Raw genomic sequence first — 19,338 nt, forward strand, 5'->3', positions numbered from 1 at the left:
GGTTTAGCGGATTGTTTTTACCACTGCATTGAAAAAGTCGTTGTCGAGAATGGCTTCAGAGCCAAGGGGTTTTGCCCGCGCGCTCCACACTACAATCACGATTTTTTCTGCCGGGTTGATGTACATATATTGGCCAAAAATGCCACGTGCACTGAAGCCGCTTTCAAAATTGGTGCCTGGGCTGGGGTGCACGGGCCACCACATGAAGCCATAGTCAAGCGGCTGGCCGCCAATCTCGCGGGCGCTACCCGCTTCCTTGACCCAGCCTTCGGGCAGAATGCGTTCCCCGTCAATCACACCATCGTCCATCACAAAATGGGCAAATCGGGCATAGTCGCGCAGGGTGGCGCTTAGCCCGCTGCCTGCCACCTCCAGCCCGTCTGGTGTTTCAAGCCACCATGTGGCGTCCGCTTCCATGCCAAGGCGGGACCATATCTTGCGCGAGAGATAGTCACACAGATATTCGCCTGTTGCGGCATACAGCAGTTCGCCCACAACATGGGTTTCGCCGGTGGAATAATTCCAATGTGTGCCGGGCTCTGCCACGCGCGGGAGGTTCGCCATATATTGAAGGATGGAGCCTGCTTTTTGCGCGAGCTGCAATTCTAGCACATGGCGGCGTTCCGAGTTCGGGTCTGTGTGGGTTTCATCCCAATGCACACCTGATGTCATTTGCAACAGGTGGCGCACGGTTACGCCGTCATAAGCGCCGCCTTTCAGGATAGGCAGATATTTGGTGAGTTGGTCGTCAAGGCTGCCGATAAAACCGTCATGAATCGCGGCGCCCACCAGCGTGGTGCTGATGGATTTCGCCATGGACATGGACATCCAGCGTGTGGCGTCTGTGTTGCCATACTCGTACTGCTCAAGTGCGATGCGTTCATCCTTGGCCACGAGAAGCGCCGTGACCCGATTGCGGGCGATATAGTCGTATAGGTCATAGTCACCCTGGTCGGTCTCGATCGTCATATCATCAAGCGGCAACGGGCGATCTTTGAAGGTCTTCACAGGGGTGTCGCCGCGAGAGACGGTGCGCACGGGGAAGAGCTGGTCAATATTCCGGAAAGTTTCAATCTGCACAGTCGGGAACAGTCTGCCGGAATAAGCATCCCGCGCTGAACCGATTTTAGGTGTCAGGTTTGTCATATATGGCCTTCCCATTTTTCTGATCTCTCCCGCTACTTCAATGGAAACTAGCCCATGCCAAGGGTGGAGCGGTAGGTGCGAATAAGGCTAAAGGTGGTGAGAGGGGCGCACCAGCTTTATCGGCGTTGGCACCTTCTGGCAGGAATTGGCGCTGCTAGCCTTCGTGAACGGACACAGACGCCGAATGTTGAACAGGGGAGTTTCAGCCATGAACCAGATATTTCGTATTTTGCCTGCCGCAGCACTTGTGGCCTTTGCCGCCGCACCAGCGCGGGCTGATACATTAAGCGTGTGCGCAGACACACCGAGCGCCGCGTGTGAATATAAAGGCATGGCGGGCTTGCAGGCTGCCGTTGATGCAGCAGGGGTGGGCGACACCATTAAAATTGGCGCGGGCACTTATCGCCCCGGCGCAACCCACGATGTGCCCTTCACGGATGATGGTGAGGCGCTGCGTATTCGCGGCGCTATCCTGATCAATAAGAAGAAACTGCATATCGAAGCTGCACCGGGTGCGGTGTTCGATGGCAGCGACGGCACACCCTCCAACGCGTTTGTGATTGTGGGTAGCGATGTCAGCTTCAATAATATCAGCATCCGCAACTATCAGTCCGGTAGCGATACGGACGATATCTATGACGGCCACGGCCTGTTTTTTATCAACAGCCGGGGCGTGGTGACCAATACCAGCATCCACGGCACGAAAAAGATGGCGCTCACCATTCGGGGCGCCAGCACGCTTGATGTCACCGGCCTCCGCATCACAGACAGCCACATGGGTATCTGGCTTGAGGAAAACGCGAAGCTCACGCTCAGGAACTCACTGGTGTCAGGCAGTGAGGAAGCGGGCATCGGCGGTTATGACATCACCGAAACCTTGATCGAGAACAGTGTGTTTGTTGGCAACCTGGATGACGGCATTTATGCGCCCGACACCGGCCATATTGTGGTGCGGGGCAGCATCATTGCGGGCAACGCGCCATACGGCATGCGCGCGCTCACCGGCGGTGTGATCGAGATTGAGAACAGCGTGATGTTTGGTGATGTCGAAGCCGCCTATTTTACAGACGGTGAGACCGCCAAGGTGGTGTTGGGTGAGGGTGTTGTCACGGATATTGACCCTAGGCTGGATGCAGACTATCTCCCGCGGGCGGCGTCTTCTGCCCTAAAGGGCATGGGCCTGAAATCCCGGCCCGGTGCGATGGGCACCACAGCGAAATAATACCCAGTGTGCTAGGCGCACCAGCTGTGGTGCGCCGGAGGCACCGTTTGTTGCACTATTGGCATCTGTTTTGTTGAAAGCGCGCGGTCATACTTAAAAGCGTGAGGAAATCTCGGGTGGAATAACCGCAAGATCAGGGGTTGTTACCAGCCATCTCGGAGGGGAAACCAAAATGAAAAAATATGCAGTTCACTATCTTGCATCCTTGTCATGTATTGCACTGATGCAGGCACCCGCGCTGGCTCAGGAAGCCGCTGATACAGATATCATGCTGGAAGAGATTGTCGTGACCGCCCAGAAGCGGGAACAGCGCCTGATTGAAGTGCCAATGGCGATCACCGCCATGAGCGGCACTGAGCTTGAAGAGCGCGGCATCGACAGCATTCAGGATCTGTCTTTCGCTGTACCGGGCCTGACCATGCGTGAAGATGGCCCCGGCAGCTACCAGATATTCCTGCGCGGTATCGCGAACGCCTATGGCGGCGGCTCGCTTACATCCATCTACCAAGACGAAGTGCCAATGGTGTTGACTGGGTATGATGTGCTGCCAACCCGCACACTGGATATTGCACGTATTGAGGTGTTGAAAGGCCCACAGGGCACGCTATACGGTCAGGGTGCCGTTGGGGGTGCGATCCGTTACATCACCAACGACCCGGTGCTGGACGCCTTTGAAGGCAATGTCTCCGCTGACCTCAGCACGGTAGACAGTGGTTCCATGGGCGCTGAGTTCACCGGCGTTGTGAATGTGCCAGTGGTTGAGGGCAAGTTTGCCCTTCGTCTTGCAGGCACCGTGAAAACCGGTGGTGGCTGGCAGGATCATCCTGAAGCAGGCATCAAAAACGGCAACGATGAAGAGCTGCAAAATTTCCGTCTGAAAGCGCTCTGGAAACCAACTGAAGACCTGAGCTTTTTGGCTACGTTTGTATCCTATCACGCAGAATATGAGCTGGGTCAGGGCTATGAAAACCCTGACCGCACCATCTTTGTGGCGATCGACCCGGCTGAGGCGCAGATGTCAAAGCTCTGGGACTATGAGCTTTATAACCTGACGCTTACTTATGACTTGGGCTTTGCAGAGCTGATCAGCTCCTCTTCCTATGTTGACCAGACACACAACTACCCGTTTTCCTACCGGGGCGGCGAAGACACGATTTATCTGGGCAGTTATGAGGGTAACGATGAACGCTTCAATCCGGGTGAACAGTTCACACAGGAAGTACGCCTTGCCTCAACCGGCGACGGCCCGCTTCAGTGGACAGTCGGTGGTTTCTACCGAGATATGGAACGGTCGCTCACAGCGCATTTCGAGTATGACTATTTCGGGTTTGTTGTGACCGACCAGGAATATTTCTCCGGCAATAAATCAGAGTCGTTTGCGCTGTTCGCGAATGCATCCTACCGCTGGGACCGACTGGAGCTTGGCGCCGGGGTACGTTACTTCGAGGATAATGCGTCCGAGACCAACGGCTTCGCGCCTAATCAGGTAACGGAAGAAGGCAAGTTCGACACCATCAACCCGCGTTTCTATCTTTCCTACGCCCTGACAGACGACCTCAATATGTATGCGAGTGTTGCCAAGGGCTTCAGGAGCGGTGGGTTCAACACAGGCGGCAACCCGGCCTATGATCCAGAATCGCTCTGGAGTTATGAGGTGGGCCTGAAGGGTGCGGCACTTGACGGCGCGGTTTATTTCGATGTCGCCGGTTATTACACCAAATATGACGACATGCTGCGTCGCGGCCTTGTTTTCCTTGGTGTGGACCTCGGCTTGCAGTCACTGGTCAGTAACGTTGGCGCAGCAGAAGTGAAAGGCCTTGAGGCATCACTTTCATGGCGTGCAACCGACGCGCTCACCTTCAGCGCAACCGGTACGGTCATTGATGCCGAAGTAACCGAGATCAATGCTGAAGACACCTCAAACGTGGTGGGTGACCCTATCGATTATGTGCCGGACTATAGCTTCACGCTGGGCGCAATGTATGATTTCCAGTGGTCGTCAGATATGCCGGGATATGTGAGGCTTGATTATAGCCACCGTGCCAAGATGCCTTATGTGGATCTCACCAGCTTCCCGGCAGAAAACACACCGCAGTTTTCCGATACAATCGGGCTTCTGGATGCGCGGATCGGCCTGACCAGCGGCGCGGTATCGGTTGAGCTGTATGCCAAGAACCTGACAAACGAGAACAAATATATCGACCCGTACCACGCCTGGAACAATGCTAACCGCACCCGGCCACGGACCATCGGTATCAAAATGGGCCTGGATTTCTAGGAACCCCTCCCCAAGTTCCACCGCCTTGTGCCTGTCTCCCAAGACCCGAGCATAGGGCGGTGGAAGGTTCGAGTCTCAGCCGTGTCACCAGCCGTATTGATCGTGGCGGCACGGCTTTTTCTTTCAGCGTTCTCCGGGTGAGGTCATGACAAAAACAATCCGAAATATTCACCGCTACCTGAGCCTGACAGTGGCCCTGTTCTGGCTTGTTCAACTGTGTTCGGGTTTGTTGCTGGTGTTTCAACGAAATCTTGACGATGTAGCGCATCCGTCTGCTGATACGCCCGCCAATTTTGCGCTTCTGGAAAACAGTATGCACGGCCTGATAGCGGAACGGCCCGGCAGCCGTATCCCGTTTGTCTATGCGTTTGATGCACGCTTCAACAGCTTCGATGTTTACCTAGTGGAAGAGAGCGGTGATTACCGCGCCTTCCGCATGGCGGGCGACGGCACGGTGCTGCGCGAACTGCCTTCAAACCCGGAGGTGCTGGACGCTGGTTTTTTTGAACTGGTGCTGGAGCTGCACGAGAAATTATGGCTGGGTGATCTGGGCGCTGTGATCCTGGGGGTTAGCGGTATCCTGCTTGTCAGCAATATCGGTTTTGGGCTGTGGCTCGCGTGGCCAAAACGGGGTCAGTGGCGCACGGCGTTCAGGTGGCCGCGCAAAGTCGGCGGCAAGGCTGGCCATTATGCGCTGCACCGTATGTTGGGGTTGGCTGTGGCACCGGTTGCTATCCTGAGTATTGGCGCAGGTGTTTTGCTGGCGTGGGAAGGCCCGATCGCAGACACGCTTGGCGCCCATGATATCAGCCCGGATATCCCGGCCGTTGAAACTTTCACAGGCGATGAAATTGGCCTAAGTAAGGCGGTTGATGTGGCCAAAGGCTTGTACCCGGAAGGGCAGGTGGCCGTGTTTACCCTCGCGACACCCGCAAAACCCTATTATAAAATCAGGCTCACGCAGCCGGGTGAGTTGCGCCGCCTCTACGGCAAAACCATTGTATTTGTCAGCGCGCTGGACGGCGGGGTTATCGCACATCAGGACGCGCTCACGCTGCCAGCTTCCCACCGGTTTGTGAACAGCTTTTACGCTATCCACAGCGGTGAATATCTGGCCATCTTTGGCAGGCTCATATCATTTGCCGTTGGCCTGTGGCTGCTGGTGATGATGGTATTTGGTGTGCGACTGTGGTGGTTGAGGCGATGATGAAATATCTGGCCGCCGCGCTACTCGTTCTGGCCTCTGCGCCAGCGCAAGCCGAGCAGTTCTGGGCCTCGGATGTGCGCATCACCGGTGTTGCCGCGGTGGCGAAAGACAGCAAGCACCCGGAGTTTGAAGATATCGTATGGGTGGGGATAGACAAAACAGATTGGCTAGGGGGTGACTGTGCAGTTGCCGCCGCAGGCGGGCTTGCGTTTAGCGCAGGCAACCGCGTGCTTTATGATCTGGTGATACGCACGGCAGAAGGGGGACAGCGTGTTACCATGAAGGCGGAAGACACGGACAAGATTGGTGATCTATGCCGGTTGATGCAGGTAACGGTCCACTTCAAAGACTGAACGGGGAGCCTGACGGACACACAGGCGAACACCATATAAATTCATTGTTGGGGAGTATGAGGATGACAGGCCTTTTTTCCGCGCGTTCCAAAACACGCAGCTTACTTGCAGGTGTAGCGCTTGTTTGTATGACCGGTCCAGCCCTCGCGGCAGATGACTGGGACATTGCTGACACCGGGCAACCCTATATCGAGGCAGAATTTACCCTCGATGAAGGCACATGGATGAGCCTTGATGTCAGCCCTGACGGCAAAACCATTGTGTTTGACCTCTTGGGCGATTTGTACCTGTTGCCTGTGCATGGGGGTGAGGCAGTACCGCTGACCTCTGGCCCTGCCATCGACCGGACGCCGAGCTTCAGCCCGGATGGCAGTAAAATCCTTTATATCAGCGACGCGAATGGTGCGGATAACGTGTGGATGGTGGGCATGGACGGCACCGGTGCCCGCGCGGTGACGACTGAGACCACGAACCTTGTGGCCAACCCGGCATGGAGCGCAGACGGCAACTATATCATCGCGGCCATTGTGGGTGGCGGATACTCAGACCAGAAAAGCTCAACACTGCGCATGTATCATATAAGTGGCGGGCAAGGGCGCGTGGTGGTGGAAACACCTGCCAATGGCCGTGATGTGCAGGAGCCGGAGTTCTCCCGCGACGGCAAATACCTCTATTATACCCAGCGGCTTAAAGACCATCACATCTATGTGGATGCCAACCATATCAACTATGGTGTGATGCAGCGCGACCTGAAAAGCGGGGAAACTGAACAGCTTGTTGCGGGCTTTGGTGGTGCGCTCGCACCGCAGGTTTCGCCAAGCGGGCGCTATATCGCCTTTGTGCGCCGGGTGAAGGACAAAACCGTGCTGTTTACCTATGATCGGGAAACCGGCACGCAGCGCCCTGTGTATGACAATCTGGACCGTGACCAACAGGCAGATTTTTATCTGCAAGGGGTATATTTCCCCAAATTTGGCTGGTTTCCTGATGAGAAAAGCGTTGCCATCTGGGGCAAAGGCAAGCTCTACCGCGTGAATATTGAAACCGGTAAAGCGAGCGGGATTCCGTTCAAGGCACACTCTAAACACCGCATTACCCAATCCCCGCGTTTCGCGCCTGACTTTGAACCTGACAGCGTAACCGTGCGCAGCGCCCAGTCGCTGAAGGTATCACCAGACGGCAAATATGCAGTGTTTCATGCGCTGGGTTATCTTTATAAAAAGCGCCTGCCGGATGGTGCACCTGTCCGGCTGACCAAGGGCACAGCTTTTGAGTTTGAACCCTCCTGGTCATCAGACGGCAAGCATATCGCCTACATCACATGGGATGATGAGAAGGGCAGCACGCTCAAGGTGATGAGGGCGAACGGTAAGGGCGTTAAAACCGTGGCATCCAGCCGGGGTGTGATGCGTGCGCCTGCTTTCTCAAGCGATGGCAAACGCCTTGTATTTACCACCGATGGCGGCAACAAGGGCCTTGGCGGATACCGCACCCGGCCCGGGCTTTATACTGTGGACACAAAAGCGGATGCGACGCCCGAGCGCATTGGGGACGGCGGCACTGACGCTCGTTTCTCTCCCGATGACAGCCGTGTGTATTTCACCGGCAGCGACGGATATGACAGCGTGCTTTATAGCGTTACCACAGGCGGGTTTGATAAGCGCGAACACGCCCGCGCCAGCACGGCAGACCGGTTTGAGCTGACTCTAAGCCCCGACCAGCGCTGGCTCGCCTTCAAGGAAAACCAGCAATATTATGTGATGCCGTATCTGGAGACAGGCCAACCGCTGGATGTTCGTGCAACGGGCGCAGCGGTGCCAGTACGCAGGCTTAGCAAAACCAGCGGCTATAACATCAGCTGGAGCGCAGACTCTAGCAGCCTCTACTGGACGCTGGGGGACGCAATCTTTAGTGCTGCACCAACGGGTGATGGCATGCCGGAGGCTTTCGAGAGCCTTGGCCTTGATGTGAAAGCCGATAAGCCGGAAGGCATGGTCGCTTTCACCGGTGGCCGGGTGATCACCATGAAGGGTGAGGAGGTGCTGGAAGCTGGCACCGTGCTGGTGGACGGCGGTACAATCAAAGCCGTTGGCGCGGTGGGCGAGCTTGATGTTCCAGCAGGCGCTTATGTTGTAGATACCACTGGCAAAACCGTGATGCCGGGCCTTGTGGATATGCATGGCCATATTGACTGTTGTTATTATGGCGGGCTGATGCCGCAAAAGCATTCAAGCCATTATGCGGCGGCGGCTTTTGGCGTTACCACCAACTATGATCCCTATACCTCTGAACTACCGTCTTATGCAGCAACAGAAATGCAGCAGGCGGGTGTGCTTGTGGGGCCACGCTCCGTCACCACCGGGCGGGTGATTTACGGCAGGCCAGGCAAAGGTGACAACACCTATGTGCCCATCGGCAGCCTTGAGGACGCGGCAGACACAATGGCGCGCAAACGGGCGCTGGGTGGCCGTATCATCAAGAGCTACAAACAGCCGTTTAGGAAGGCGCGGCAGCAGCTTGTAAAAGCCGGGCGCGACGCGGGCGTGATGGTGGATGCGGAAGGCGAAAGCCATTTCTACTATAACATCAGCCAGCTTCTGGACGGCCATATGGCGCTTGAGCACAACATTCCCGTTGCCACTTACTATGATGACATCATCCAGCTTATGGCGCACGGGGAGGCGGCGAACACCCCAACCCTGAACGTAACGTTCGGGGAAATTATGGGGGAGAACTACCTCTACCAGACCACCCGCGCGTGGGAAGACCCAAAGGTCATGGCTTATGTGCAGGAAAGCACAAGCGGCTATAGCCCCACAGCAACGCCCTATAGCGCGCCGGTGCATGTGCGCAACATGACCAGCCTGCATGCGGCAGACGAGATTTATGATATCGGTTTTCGTGCCGTGAGCCGGTCAACCAAAAAGCTGGATGACGCGGGTGTGACCATCAATGCAGGTTCACACGGGCAGGTGTATGGCCTCGCGCTCCATTGGGAGATGTGGTCCATGGCGGAAGGCGGGATGGACAATCACCGCATCTTGCGCACCGCCACACTCAACGGTGCCAAAACCTTGGGGGCCGAGGACAAGATTGGCTCGCTTGAGGTGGGCAAACTGGCCGATATCATTGTGCTGGACGACAACCCGCTCGAAGACATCAAAAACACCAACACTGTGCGCTTCACCATGATTGGCGGCAGGCTGTATGACAGCTTGAGCATGAACGAAATTGGCAATTATGACCGCCCGCGTAGTAAGTTCTACTGGGAGCTGCCGGACTATCACGGCATCGACTGGAACGAAGCTTGGGCGGGGCAATGATGATGATAAAGCGCTTTATTCTCCCGCTTGTGACGGCATTGTTTGCAACAACGAGCACGTGGGGCGAGGGGTGGGATATCACCGCCACAGGCGTGCCCCACAATGCGCACACTATCACCACGGATGAAGGCACATGGATGAGCGTGGACGTCAGCCCGGACGGCAGCACCATCGCCTTTGATTTGCTTGGTGATATATACATCATGCCCGCAAGCGGCGGGGTTGCGAGGCTGATATCCGCCGGGCCAGCGCTTGAACGCATGCCGCGTTTCAGCCCAAATGGCCGCCGCATCCTGATCCTCAGCGACAGAAACGGCAGCGATAACCTGTGGACGATCGGGCTTGATGGTGGCCACGAAAAACAGCTTACCTTTGAAGGGGTTGATGTGCTCTCAGGTCCCGCATGGGGGCCGGGTGGGGACTATGTTATCGCTACCCAGCACTCGGCATTGTTTGAAAATATCCATACCGCGTCGCTCAGGCTTTTTCATGCAGGCGGTGGTACGGGTGTTGAACTGGTGTCGTCCCCCGGCCCGCGCCAGAATGTGCAGGAAGCGCAGTTTTCGCCGGATGGGCGCTACCTCTATTATACCGAACAGGTAGGCGAACCTTATGCGTCTTACGTGCATGTAGATGCTAACCACGCCAACTATGGTATCCGCCGCCGGGATATGAAAACCGGTGAAACCATCACGCTGATCGCAGGTTTTGGTGGGGCGCTCACGCCGGAAATCTCGCCTGATGATCGCACGATCGCCTTTGTGCGCCGGGTGAAGGACAAAACTGTGCTCTTTCGTTTCGATACTGAAACAAATGAGCAAACGCCTGTATTTGACGGTCTTGATCGTGACCTGCAGGCCGAATTTATCGCGCAGGGCACTTTCTATCCGCAATATGGCTGGTTCCCCGACGGGCGACACGTAGCCATTTGGGCGGGCGGTAAAATCCAGAAAATAGATATGGAAAAGGGTACGGCTGAGGTGATCCCTTTCACCGCCAGCGCCGAACACCAGTTGGCAAAAGCCCCGCGTGTTAGCCACGAACTTGCGCCCGATGTGGTAACAGCCAAGGCTGTGCGCCAATTGGCGGCGACAGCAGGCGGTGATGACGTAGTGTTTCATGCCCTTGGGCAGCTTTGGCGCCAGGGCGCAGGGCAGGCCAAGGCCCGCCGTGTGAGCAGCAATGCAGGCCTCGAGTTTGAACCTGCTTTCGCGGCGGATGGAAAAACCATCGCCTATGTTCACTGGCGGGACGAGGAAGGCAGCCGCCTAAAGGTGCAGGCGCTGGAGGGGAGCACAAAAACCCTTTTGCATACCCGTGGCATGGTGCGTGAGCCGGCCTTCTCGCGTGATGGCAAAACATTGCTGTACCGCATTGAAGCAGGCAGCAAATGTATGGGCGGTTATGGCACCGATGTGGGCATCTATGCCTTGGATCTGGCAGGCGGCAACACCCGCCGGGTGCTGAAAACCGGGGAAGCACCTCAGTTTTCACCTGACGGCCGTCGCATCTATTTCACCACCAGCGAGTGGGGAGCCTCTGGCCAGATCACCCGTATCGAAAGCGTGAATGCAGCGGGGTTTGAACGCCGGGTGCATGCGGTGGCTTATGGCTCGGATACACTTGAGCTCAGCATCAGCCCGGACCTGAGCTGGATCGCCTTCAAGGAAAACCGCCAGTATTACGTCATGCCCTATATGGAAACAGGCACGCCTGCCGTGGTGTCATCTTCAGTAGATGGCGCACGTAAGCTTACCAGCCTCAGCGGCTATGACATCACCTGGACGGCGGATTCAAAAAGCCTTCACTGGGTGCTGGGCCAAAGTCTTTATAGCGCTGATGTTGGCGGTGGTGCCGCTTCGGTACAGGCCACGTTGGTGGCTGAGGCACCAGCACAAAAACCAAAAGGCATGATTGCCTTTACCGGTGGGCGTATCCTCACCATGCGCGGTGATGAGGTGATCGAGCGCGGCACGGTGCTTGTGGAAGGTGACCGCATCAAGGCTGTGGGCGCTGATATTGCCGTGCCTGCTGCGGCGAAAGTGGTTGATGTATCCGGCAAAACGCTGATGCCGGGCTTTGTGAACATGCATGGCCATCTGGAGGATTGTTATTATAGCTCTGTGGGCTTGATGCCTGAAAAACAGCCCAGCCATTATGCCTCTCTCGCCTTTGGGGCCACCACCAACTATGACCCTTACGCGACCGAGTTGCCCAGCTACGCCATGAGCGAAATGCAGGCGGCTGGCAAAATGGTCGGCCCGCGCACCATCAGTGTTGGCGGTGTTGTGTATGGCAGGGCGGGCAAGGGCGACCCGGTGTATGAACCTATTTTCAGTCTCGGGGATGCAAACGCCCTGATGGCGCGCAAGCGTGCGCTTGGCGGCACCATTATCAAAAGCTATCGCCAGCCTATGCGGTCACAGCGGCAGATGCTTGTGCGCGCGGGCCATGACGCCGGGGTGATGGTGGACATAGAAGGCGAGAGCCATTTCTATAACAACATCAGTGCGGTGATTGATGGCCACACGGCGCTTGAGCACAACTTCCCGGTGGCAACCCTTTATGATGATATCACCCAACTGATGGCGGCGGGCGATACCCCAAATACGCCCACCATTATCGCCACCTTTGGTGAATTTATGGGTGAAAACTTCCTCTATGCCCAAACACGTCCGTGGGAAGACGCCCGCATTCAGGCTTATGTGCCTGCGGTTACCAGCAGCTACAGCGCACTTGGTGTGCCCTATTCAGCGCCCGCATATGTGCGCGGCATGACCAGCCTGTCTGTCGCGGATGAGCTATGGGATGTGGGTTTTAAGTCGGTCGCGCGTTCGGTGGCGAAACTTGATGCCGCAGGTGCCACCATTAACGTGGGCTCGCATTCACAAATACAGGGGCTGGCAGTTCATTGGGAGATGTGGCTGATGGCCGAAGGCGGTATGGCAAATTCGCGCATTCTCAGGGCTGCCACCATGAGCGGTGCTACAACACTCGGGCTTGACGCGCAGATCGGTAGCCTTGAAGCAGGCAAGCTGGCCGACCTTATTGTGCTTGAGCGAAACCCGCTCGAGGACATCCGTAACACAGATAGCCTGATCTACACCGTGGTTGGCGGGCGCATCTATGACCCGGTGACCATGAATGAAGTGATTAGCGCTGAAGTACCACGCAGCAAGTTCTATTGGGAGCTGCCAGACTATCGCGGCATCGACTGGAACGAGGCTTGGGCGGGGCAATAGGGCCGCCGAACAGCCGGTGCATAAGCATCACCACGCGGCGCGTGGTTGGCGTCTCCTCACGGGCAGGTTGCCCCGTCACACTGACCTTCAATTCTGTTGAAGTGAGGGGATATCATGTCAGCAAAAGCAACAGGCGGCACAACCGCGCTCGCGCACACATGGGATAATGTGGGCAAGCACAGTTTTGTGCCCGAGCATTATGAGTTTTCAGACCAGAGCGCCCTGATGGCTTACATCAAAGCCGATCCGGTGGCGCAGATTTTTGCCACCCATGAAGGCGAGATGCACCTGACCTCAGCCCCCTTCATTCATGCGCCCAAGCCGGGCAATGATACACGGCTTGCAGGCCATATTGCCGGGCGCAATGCCTATGGAGATGCCATCAAGGCGGGCGTGGAAGCTGTGGCACAGTTCATCAGCCCTGGTGCCTATATCTCACCGCGCTGGTTCCGAGAAAATATCACAGCACCCACTTTCAGCTATGTATCAGTGCAGGCGCGTGGACGCTTTGTGCCCATATTGGATGCGGACGAAACCCTGCTGATTTTGGCCAAAACGGTTGACCATATGGAAGCGCTGACAAGTGCCCATGATGGTGCTGAACCGTGGTGCATGACCGCGCTCACTGCTGAGCAATTAATGCGTTATATCCCCATGGTGCAGGCGTTTTACTTTGAGGTAACCGCCCTTGAGGGCATCGCCCGGCTTAATCAGGAAAAAACGAAAGCCGATATGGAAGGCATTATTGAAGGGCTTTCCGGGCAGGGAAACGCAGGTGCCCAGCATATCGCCAGCCTGATGAATACCAACCTCAAGCGGGTGGCAAATTAACCTCTTCCCTTAATACGGTGCGCGATGGTCACCGCTTATGGCTTGCTTCGCACCTTCCCGAGAAGCGTCGTGTTCCTTACTCATTTCACCATGCCCGTGGCCTCAAAACAGAAGGGGTGGCCACAAGGGGCAAAGTAGAGAGCAGGGGGATGTGAGGGATGAAGCATCCAGCCAGGCGCCAGTAGGCCGCAATAAGCCGCAGCCGCGACAGGAACAAAGAAAAAGAATTGGAGTAATCTATGTCTAGCGTTGAGCGAAATACCAAAGAGTGGCAAGACCTGGACGTTGCCCACCATCTGCACCCGTTTACCGACCCAAAGTATTTTGACACCAAGGGCCCGCTGGTGGTGACCCGCGCAGAAGGGTGCTATGTGTGGGATTCGAACGGCCGCAAGATACTGGACGGCATGGCTGGCCTGTGGTGCGTGAACGTTGGTTATGGCCGAAAGGAACTGATCGACGCTTCCCACAAGCAGATGCAGGAACTGGCGTATTATAACGTCTTTTTCCAAAGCTCTACACCACCGCAGATCGAGCTTTCCCGCGTGTTGGCGGAGCTGACACCGGGTGACCTCAATCACTTCTTCTTTACCAACTCAGGCTCCGAAGCCAATGACACCATCATCCGTATGGTGCGCCACTTCTGGGAAGTGGAAGGCAAGCCCGAGAAGCATATTTTCATCGGCCGCACGCTCGGCTACCACGGCAGCACGCTTGCGGCCACCAGCCTTGGCGGCATGCAGGCCATGCACGACATGGGCAAATCTCTTTTGCCGGGGTTTGAGCACATCATGCACCCCCACCATTTCGCAAATGGCAACGGGCAGACCCGTGAAGCCTTTGGTATCAAGGCGGCACAAGCGCTTGAAGAAAAAATTCTTGAACTGGGTGCCGAGAATGTTGCCGCCTTTGTTGCAGAACCTGTGCAGGGCGCGGGCGGTGTGATTGAACCACCGGCCACCTATTGGCCCGAAATTCAGCGTATCTGTAAAAAATATGATGTACTTCTGGTGGCGGATGAGGTGATTTGCGGTTTTGGTCGGCTGGGGCACTGGTTCGGCTCTCAGGCATACGGCATTGAGCCTGACCTGATGCCGATGGCCAAGGGCCTGTCGTCTGGTTATCTGCCTATCGCCGCCGTGGCTTATAGCGCCCGCATCCAGAAGGGCCTGCAAAAGGGCGGTCTGTTCTCGCATGGGTATACCTATTCCGGCCATCCGGTGGCTTGTGCTGTGGCGCTGGCCAACATCAAGCTGATCAAGGACGATAAGCTCATTGAGCTTGTGCACGATGAGACCGCACCTTATTTCCGCAAACGCCTGAACGAGGCCGTTGCTGGCCACAAGCTGGTGGGTGAAGTGCGCGGCGCGGGTCTGCTTGCTGGTGTGCAGTTGGTGAAGGACAAGAAAACCGGTGAGCTGTTCGATGCGGCGGAAAATGTGGCGGTGCGTTGCCGTGACCGCTGCCTTGAGCGCGGCCTTATCATGCGCGCTGTTGGCCAGTCCATGGTAGCGAGCCCGCCGCTGATTATAACCAAGGGCGAAATCGACGATATGATTGATATCCTGATCGCGAGCCTTGACCAAACAGCTAAAGACATGGGGCTGGCATAATGGCTGCCCCGGCTGATGGTGCCCATGCGCCTGCACGTTCGCTAGCGCTTTCATCCCCACTGCACAAGGCGGTACTTCGCCGCGCATACAAGAGTGGTGCAAGCTTCCCGGTCCTCAACCCCGCAACGGGCGAGCATCTGGCTGATGTGGCGGAGATGGGACCGAAAGATGTTAATGCCGCTGTTGCGGGCGCGAAAGCGGCCATGGCTATCTGGTCCCAAAAAACAGCGAAGGAACGGGCCGCAACCCTGATGGCGTGGCATGGGCTTATCATGTGCCACCAGGAAGAACTGGCCGAGTTGCTGACGCTTGAGATGGGCAAGCCACTCGCGGAAGCGCGGGGTGAGGTTGCACACGGCGCATCCTATATCGTGTGGTTCGCGGAAGAAGCCAAACGGTTATACGGTGACATTATCCCGACAAATGACCAGAACCGCCGTCTGCTGGTGATCAAACAGCCTGTGGGTGTTGTGGCGGCCATCACGCCGTGGAACTTCCCAAGCGCCATGATCACGCGGAAGATAGCACCCGCGCTGGCTGCGGGCTGCACTGCCGTGGTGAAACCAGCAGAAGATACACCGCTTTCTGCCCTTGCGCTGGCGATCTTGGCCGAGGAAGCAGGCTTCCCTGAAGGGGCCGTGAATGTGGTGACTTGCAAGAACCCTGCGGATGTTGCCAAGGCGCTCACTGACCATGACGACGTGCGCAAACTTTCCTTCACCGGCTCAACCCGTGTGGGCAAGTTGTTGATGCGCCAGTGCGCCGATACGGTGAAAAAAATATCGCTGGAGCTGGGCGGCAACGCGCCTTTCATCGTGTTTGATGATGCGGATATTGATGCAGCCGTGGCGGGTGCCATGATGGCGAAATACCGCAATGCAGGGCAAACCTGTATCAGCGCCAACCGCTTTTATGTGCAAGCCGGGGTGCGGGAAGAATTTGCCTTCAAGCTGGCTGAAGCTGTCTCAAGGCTCAAGATGGGCAATGGGGCAGAAGACGGCACGACCGTTGGCCCGCTTATCAACCCCGGCGCGGTTGCCAAGGTGGACGGTCTCGTGCGCGGCGCGTGTGCAAGTGGTGCCACCATTGTGCTGGGCGGCAAGCCGGGCGTGATGGGGGAAAATTTTTATGAACCCACTGTGCTCACAGGGGTAACGCCCGATATGACCATCAGCCAGAATGAGATTTTTGGCCCTGTGGCTGCTATCTACCCGTTTGAGGAAGAAGGCGATGCCATCATCATGGCGAATGATACACCATACGGCCTTGCGGCCTATGTTTATACCCGCGATATGGGCCGCATCTGGCGCGTATCCGAAGCGCTTGAATACGGCATGGTTGGCATCAATGACGGCACCTTCTCAAGCGAGGCTGCCCCCTTTGGCGGGGTCAAACAATCCGGTATCGGGCGTGAAGGTTCAAAATACGGTCTCGATGATTTTGTTGAGATCAAATACATCAGCATGGCGGGGCTTGCCTGATGGTGGTGAGGTCGCTGGTTATCGCTTCCGCACTGGTCGCTGCTGGCCCCGCCCCCGCACGTGCTGATGACGGCCCAGCCTTATCAGAGGTTCTGGCATTGGTGCGTGCTCAGGCTGCGGAGATTGCGGCGTTGAAGGTGCGGCTCGTGGCGCTTGAGGCTGATGAAGGGGCGCCTGCACCGGTTTTGGTGACAGACCGTGCATCTGGCCGCATATCCGAGCGGGCCACTCCTGCTCTGGCGCCCGCTCCGGTCGCGGATGAAGCGCTTGCCCCTGTTCCTGCGTCTGTGGGTGAACCCTCTGGTTTTTCCATCAAGCCCCGAGGTCGTATTGAGGCGGACACTGTGGCATACCATAGCCGCGATGGCCGCGCCTATGATGACGGTGCCGGTTTCCGCCGCGCGCGGCTTGGGGTGCAGGGCACGCTGCCGGGGAGCTTCAAGTATCAGATTGAGGCAGATTTCGCAGGCGGTGACAAAGCCAAGCTTGATGATACCTACCTGCGCTACAGCGGGATAGAAGGCACCGATATCACCATCGGCTTTCACAAGATTTATCATTCGCTTGATTCCGCAACCAGTGACCTTGATGTGAGCTTCATGGAGCGCAGCATGGTCTCCAATGCTTTTGAAGTGGGCGCTGGCGGCAAGATGGGCCTGTCTGCGCTCACCAGCGGGCCTAACTGGTCTGTGCAATATGGTGTGATGCTCTCAAGCCCCAACTCGGGTGATGCGGACAAGGACGGCTGGTCTTTGGCGGGACGTGCCACTTATGCGCCGGTTATGGCGGAAGGCCGCCTGCTGCATGTGGGCGTGTCTGCTTATGTGCGCCATGAGGATGATGAGTTGGTCAGCTTCTCGGACAGGCCCGAGATCAGGAACGACAGCTTCAAGCCCTATGACAGTGGCACGGTTGCAGCCTCGCACTACAGCTATCTGGGTGGGGAGGTGGCTACCAGCTATGGGCCGCTCACCCTGCAGGGCGAGATATCCCGCATGCAGACAAGTGCCAGTACAGGTGACCACAACTTCTGGGGCACCACCCTTCAGGCCAGCTATATGCTGACAGGCGAGAGCAAGCCTTACTCAGGCGGTAAAGGTGCCTTTGGCAGGCTGAAGCCTCACCGGGCCATGGGCGAGGGCGGTTTTGGTGCGGTTGAGCTGGCGCTGCGCTTCAGCCACCTTGATGTGCGTGACGGCGGCACTGGCACAGTGGGGGATACACTCACACTCGGCCTCAACTGGTATATGACAGACGCTGTGCGGCTGATGATCAACGCGGTTGACTTCGGTGCCAAAGCCAGTGGCGGCATCATCACAGCCAAAGGCCAGGCGTATGGCATGCGTGCGCAGGTACGGTGGTAAGATGATGATATCTCGCAATACTCTATCCGGGCTGGCGGCCAGCGCTGCAGCCTTTTGTGAAGGTGTGATGGCCGACGACAAGCCCCGGTTTGATATCGGTGCGGCTTATACGGCGGATTACTGGACCATCGCGCGCGGGGAGGTGCATGACAGCCGCTACCTTGATAACCTTGATCTCACGCTCGGCTGGCAACCTTTGGGCGAGGACGGCCCCAGCGTTTTCCTCTATGGTCTTTATAATAATGGTACCGGCTTCTCGTCAGAGCTCGCAGGTGATGCCCAGGTGATCAGCAATATCGAGACACCGGTGCGGGCAGCCCGGCTGTATGAAGCCTGGGTCGAGCAACCTTTCCTGAAGGGGCGGGGCAGTATCAAGCTCGGGCTTTATGATCTCAATTCGGAGTTTGATGCGCTGGATAGCGCAGGCCTGTTTATCGCCAGCGCCCACGGCATTGGCACAGACATCAGCCAAACCGGCCAGAATGGCCCGTCGATCTTCCCCATCACCTCACTCGCCGCTCGGCTTAGTGTGGATATCCATGATGACATCACCGCGCGTTTTGCTGTGCTGGATGCTGTACCGGGAGATGTGGACCACCCAAAGCGTACCACCATCAAGCTTGGGGGTGGTGAAGGTGCCCTGATGATCGGAGAGCTGGAATACCGCACAGGTGATGCCAAGTTCCTCCTTGGTCACTGGCGCTACAGCGCTGACTTTGACGCTCATGACGGCAGCACAGATGGCGGTAACGCGGGCACCTATATCCGCGGGGAGTGGGCTGCGACAGACGACACAACCGTGTTTGCAAGGCTTGGCCAGGCAGCAGGGCGCTTTAACACCTTCAGCCGCTTCTTTGGTGGTGGCATCAACCACACGGGCATCTGGCAGGAGGCTGACCAGCTTGGCTTTGCCGTCGCATGGGCGGAATTGTCAGAGGGTTACCAGCAAGGCAACCCCACAGCCAACAGCCGCGAGGTGGCGCTTGAGCTCACCTACAGGGCTGACCTCACCAACTGGCTCTCTTTCCAGCCTGATATCCAGTATATCATCAACCCGCTGGAAGGCTCCCAAAACGTGCTCGCCATTGGCTTAAGAGCGACGGCTGAGATAAACTGAAACTGAGGTGATGTAGGCGGATTCTGCCGATTCGATGCGGTGTTTTGCCTACATATAACACCCCCGTACAAAAATGCGGTTTTTGGCGCTAGAAAATAAATCATTTAAAAACAGTACCTTAACTTATTTTTTATGATTTTTATCATCATCAGGCTTGTCAA

The 19,338-nt window shown here is 56.7% G+C and carries 12 protein-coding genes; 11 read left to right on the top strand and 1 reads right to left on the bottom strand.

Going from position 1 to position 19,338, the window contains the following annotated elements; all coding sequences use genetic code 11:
- Window positions 1-3 precede the first annotated feature (3 nt).
- Window positions 4-1,146: a serine hydrolase domain-containing protein gene (locus ACOOGA_RS16350; protein WP_417461249.1), complete on the bottom strand. Its 1,143-nt coding sequence runs from the start codon at window positions 1,144-1,146 to the stop codon at window positions 4-6.
- Between the two features lie 208 nt (window positions 1,147-1,354).
- On the opposite strand from ACOOGA_RS16350, the gene ACOOGA_RS16355 reads away from it, so the two are divergent.
- From ACOOGA_RS16355 to ACOOGA_RS16405, 11 genes are all read left to right on the top strand, one after another.
- The gene (locus ACOOGA_RS16355) at window positions 1,355-2,368 is read left to right on the top strand and encodes a right-handed parallel beta-helix repeat-containing protein (RefSeq protein ID WP_417461248.1); all 1,014 of its coding nucleotides are present in this window, start codon (window positions 1,355-1,357) and stop codon (window positions 2,366-2,368) included.
- 172 nt (window positions 2,369-2,540) lie between these two features.
- The gene (locus ACOOGA_RS16360; protein WP_417461247.1) at window positions 2,541-4,646 is read left to right on the top strand and encodes a TonB-dependent receptor; all 2,106 of its coding nucleotides are present in this window, start codon (window positions 2,541-2,543) and stop codon (window positions 4,644-4,646) included.
- Window positions 4,647-4,791: 145 nt separating this feature from the next.
- Complete coding sequence (locus tag ACOOGA_RS16365; protein WP_420429034.1) at window positions 4,792-5,853, top strand: PepSY-associated TM helix domain-containing protein; 1,062 nt, start codon at window positions 4,792-4,794, stop codon at window positions 5,851-5,853.
- A complete protein-coding gene (locus ACOOGA_RS16370) occupies window positions 5,850-6,206 on the top strand; it encodes a hypothetical protein (RefSeq protein ID WP_420429036.1) in 357 nt (118 codons plus the stop codon). The genes ACOOGA_RS16365 and ACOOGA_RS16370 overlap by 4 nt, the downstream gene beginning before the upstream one ends.
- Before the next feature lie 62 nt (window positions 6,207-6,268).
- The gene (locus tag ACOOGA_RS16375; RefSeq protein WP_420429038.1) at window positions 6,269-9,529 is read left to right on the top strand and encodes an amidohydrolase family protein; all 3,261 of its coding nucleotides are present in this window, start codon (window positions 6,269-6,271) and stop codon (window positions 9,527-9,529) included.
- Window positions 9,526-12,771 (top strand): amidohydrolase family protein, encoded by a 3,246-nt coding sequence (locus ACOOGA_RS16380; protein ID WP_420429040.1) that lies wholly within the window; start codon window positions 9,526-9,528, stop codon window positions 12,769-12,771. The genes ACOOGA_RS16375 and ACOOGA_RS16380 overlap by 4 nt, the downstream gene beginning before the upstream one ends.
- A gap of 114 nt (window positions 12,772-12,885) precedes the next feature.
- The gene (locus tag ACOOGA_RS16385) at window positions 12,886-13,602 is read left to right on the top strand and encodes an FMN-binding negative transcriptional regulator (protein WP_420429042.1); all 717 of its coding nucleotides are present in this window, start codon (window positions 12,886-12,888) and stop codon (window positions 13,600-13,602) included.
- Window positions 13,603-13,841: 239 nt separating this feature from the next.
- A complete protein-coding gene (locus tag ACOOGA_RS16390; protein WP_417461241.1) occupies window positions 13,842-15,215 on the top strand; it encodes an aspartate aminotransferase family protein in 1,374 nt (457 codons plus the stop codon).
- The gene (locus tag ACOOGA_RS16395) at window positions 15,215-16,696 is read left to right on the top strand and encodes an NAD-dependent succinate-semialdehyde dehydrogenase (protein ID WP_417461240.1); all 1,482 of its coding nucleotides are present in this window, start codon (window positions 15,215-15,217) and stop codon (window positions 16,694-16,696) included. Before ACOOGA_RS16390 ends, ACOOGA_RS16395 begins: the two co-directional genes overlap by 1 nt.
- Window positions 16,696-18,060, top strand: coding sequence for a porin (locus ACOOGA_RS16400; protein ID WP_417461239.1), 1,365 nt, complete (start codon window positions 16,696-16,698; stop codon window positions 18,058-18,060). Before ACOOGA_RS16395 ends, ACOOGA_RS16400 begins: the two co-directional genes overlap by 1 nt.
- A 1-nt stretch (window position 18,061) precedes the next feature.
- Window positions 18,062-19,177 (top strand): carbohydrate porin, encoded by a 1,116-nt coding sequence (locus tag ACOOGA_RS16405; protein WP_417461238.1) that lies wholly within the window; start codon window positions 18,062-18,064, stop codon window positions 19,175-19,177.
- Window positions 19,178-19,338: the final 161 nt, after the last annotated feature.

The organism is Kordiimonas sp., from assembly GCF_965216265.1.
GTDB lineage: Bacteria > Pseudomonadota > Alphaproteobacteria > Sphingomonadales > Kordiimonadaceae > Kordiimonas.